Here is a 3,131-nt window from a genome sequence, read left to right as displayed (position 1 = left end):
CTCTTCCGATCTTGTAATCGGCCTGCCCCGAAACGACACAGGCCGCTGCCTTTTGCGGGCAACGGCCTGTTTTGAATTGATTTTTACCTGCATCATTGAGCAGGCCTGCACCGGATCAGAATTCGACAACCGCGCGGATCGACTTGCCCTGATGCATCAGCTCAAAGCCTTCGTTGATCTGATCCAGCGTCAGCTTGTGGGTGATCATCGGGTCGATCTCGATCTTGCCGTCCATGTACCAGTCGACGATCTTCGGCACGTCGGTGCGGCCGCGCGCGCCGCCAAAGGCTGTGCCGCGCCAGGACCGGCCGGTGACCAGCTGAAACGGACGGGTCGATATCTCGGCGCCCGCAGGGGCCACGCCGATGATGATCGATTCACCCCAGCCCTTATGCGCCGCTTCCAATGCGGTGCGCATAACATTGACGTTGCCGGTTGCGTCGAAGGTGTAGTCCGCACCGCCCCCGGTCACTTCGACCAGATGCGCCACCAGATCGCCCTCGACTTCCGCGGGATTGACGAAATCGGTCATGCCGAACTTTGTGGCCATTTCCACTTTGCCGGGGTTCAGGTCGACACCGACGATCTGGTCTGCACCTGCCAGGCGCAGGCCCTGGATCACGTTGAGGCCGATGCCGCCGAGGCCGAACACGATTGCGCGGGAGCCGATTTCCACCTTGGCGGTGTTGATCACTGCACCAATGCCGGTGGTGACGCCGCAGCCGATATAGCAAACCTTGTCGAACGGCGCGTCCTCACGGATTTTCGCCAGTGCGATCTCCGGCACCACGGTGTGGTTCGCAAAAGTCGAGCAGCCCATGTAGTGATGAATCGGGGTGCCGTCCTGCATCGAGAAGCGGGTGGTGCCATCAGGCAGCAGACCCGCGCCTTGGGTCGAGCGGATTGCCTGGCACAGGTTGGTTTTCGGGTTGAGGCAGTAGTCGCACTCGCGGCACTCGGGCGTATAGAGCGGGATCACATGGTCGCCCGGTTTCAGGCTGGTCACGCCTTCGCCAACCTCAATCACGATGCCTGCGCCTTCATGACCCAGAATCGCCGGGAAGATGCCTTCCGGGTCGTCGCCCGAACGGGTGAATTCGTCGGTATGGCACAGGCCGGTTGCCTTGATTTCCACCAGAACCTCGCCCGCTTTCGGGCCTTCGAGGTTCACCTCCATGATTTCCAGCGGTTTGCCGGGGGCAACCGCAACGGCGGCGCGGGTCTTGATCATGTGACTGGTCCTTCGTTCATATACTTCGGGGCCGGGCCGCCGCGAGGCGGATCCGGTTGAATGCGCAGCCAGCAGCAGGGCCGCAAGCCGGAGTGACCCAGCGTTACATTTGCAGACTGACGCACGCAAGCATTGCCTTGGCACCCTATCAGGAGCGGGGTGCCGGGCTTTACCCTGAAAGCGACGGCTGACTGGCGGTCCGCGCCATCCTTTCAGGAAGAAAAACCGTCTTTTCCAGCACCTTGCCTGCAGGCTTCCAGTTTTGGGAAGGAATTTTGTGCCGAGGCCTTGACCTTCCCCTGACTGGAACCCTCATATGGTCTTGCATAGGATAAAACCCCGCAGGTCTCCCATGTCAGAAAACACCAGAATTTCACTGCAAATCACCAACTTGAGCTGTGCAGGCTGCGCCGGGCGCGCAGAACGCGCCTTGGCAGCTGTCGAGGGGGTCCAAAAGGCCTCAGTTAACCTTGCGAATGCAACCGCTCAGGTCGAGGCCGCACCGCGAGTGCAGCTGGAGCAGCTGACGGCTGCACTCAAATCTGCCGGCTACCCGGCGGCAGCATCCGAAGTTACGCTGGCTCTCAGCGGCATGAGCTGCGCGTCCTGCGTCGGACAGGTGGAACGGGTGCTGCTGGCGGTGCCAGGGGTGCTGTCGGCCAGCGTCAATTTGGCGAGTGAGACTGCGCAAGTCCGCTATTTGACGGGAACAGCCCGGGTTGCTGATCTGACGCGTGCAGTGACCGAGGCCGGCTACCCGGCCCGTCCTCGTGGCACGGCGGAAGATGAGACAGAGCAAGCCAGTCGGCGCAAGGCGGATGAGATCGCCGCGCTAACGCGGCAGGTTCTGATTGCTGCTCTGCTGACGCTGCCGGTCTTCTTGATCGAGATGGGCGGCCATATGATCCCGGCACTGCACCATTGGGTGGCGGGCAACATAGGGATGCAGAACAGCTACTTGTTGCAATTTGCCCTGACTACGCTGGTGCTGGCGGGGCCGGGGCGGCAGTTCTATGCCAAGGGCTTTCCGGCGCTGTTACGGGGGGCGCCGGACATGAACGCGCTGGTCGCGCTGGGCACCAGCGCTGCCTACGGGTTCTCAGTTATCTCTACTTTTGCACCAAGGCTGCTTCCTACGGGCACCGCCAATGTCTATTTCGAGGCAGCGGCGGTGATCGTGGTGCTGATCCTGACCGGCCGGTTTCTGGAGGCGCGGGCCAAGGGGCGCACTGGAGCGGCGATCCGCAAGCTGGCAGGACTGCAGCCGAAAACCGCTACGGTCGTTGCCGGCGGCGAGGCAGTGGAAACCCCGGTCGAGGAGATCGGCACAGGTGATATGATACGGGTCCGTCCGGGTGAACGGATTGCGGTAGACGGCGAGATCGTTTCCGGCAGCTCCTATATCGACGAAAGCATGATCAGCGGCGAGCCGGTTCCGGTGGCAAAGACTTCCGGCGATGAGGTAACCGCGGGCACTGTCAACGGCAATTCCGCGCTGGAGTTCCGCGCCACCCGCGTTGGGCGCGACACAGTGCTGGCGCAGATCATCCGTATGGTGGAGCAGGCGCAGGGCGCCAAGCTGCCGGTTCAGGGGCTGGTGGACCGGATCACGCTGTGGTTCGTGCCCGCGGTCATTGCAGCGGCGGCGCTTACGATGCTGGCCTGGTCGCTGTTCGGACCGGCACCGTCCTTGCCGCTGGCTCTGGTTGCGGGCGTCTCGGTGCTGATCATTGCCTGCCCTTGCGCAATGGGGCTGGCAACGCCAACCTCGATCATGGTGGGGATCGGCCGGGCCGCGCAGATGGGCGTGCTATTCCGCAAGTAAATCCTGAGGAAGCGTGGCCTCCCGGCCAGCAGCGGCCAATCTTATCGCTTGGCGGGCGCTGCCCCAGCAATGGCG

Annotated in this window: 1 protein-coding gene and 1 pseudogene; one reads left to right on the top strand and one right to left on the bottom strand. The window is 62.6% G+C overall.

Going from position 1 to position 3,131, the window contains the following annotated elements; genetic code table 11:
- Nucleotides 1-115: 115 nt before the first annotated feature.
- Complete coding sequence (locus tag VOI29_RS23645; RefSeq protein WP_323784234.1) at nt 116-1,228, bottom strand: S-(hydroxymethyl)glutathione dehydrogenase/class III alcohol dehydrogenase; 1,113 nt, start codon at nt 1,226-1,228, stop codon at nt 116-118.
- 355 nt (nt 1,229-1,583) lie between these two features.
- Here VOI29_RS23645 and VOI29_RS23640 point away from each other — a divergent pair.
- Nucleotides 1,584-3,053: pseudogene (locus VOI29_RS23640) on the top strand (heavy metal translocating P-type ATPase); the annotation flags it as partial.
- Nucleotides 3,054-3,131 lie beyond the last annotated feature (78 nt).

The sequence above is a fragment of the Leisingera sp. genome, from assembly GCF_034669605.1.
Classification (GTDB): Bacteria; Pseudomonadota; Alphaproteobacteria; order Rhodobacterales; family Rhodobacteraceae; genus Leisingera.
This window is presented reverse-complemented; position numbering and strand designations above follow the sequence as displayed.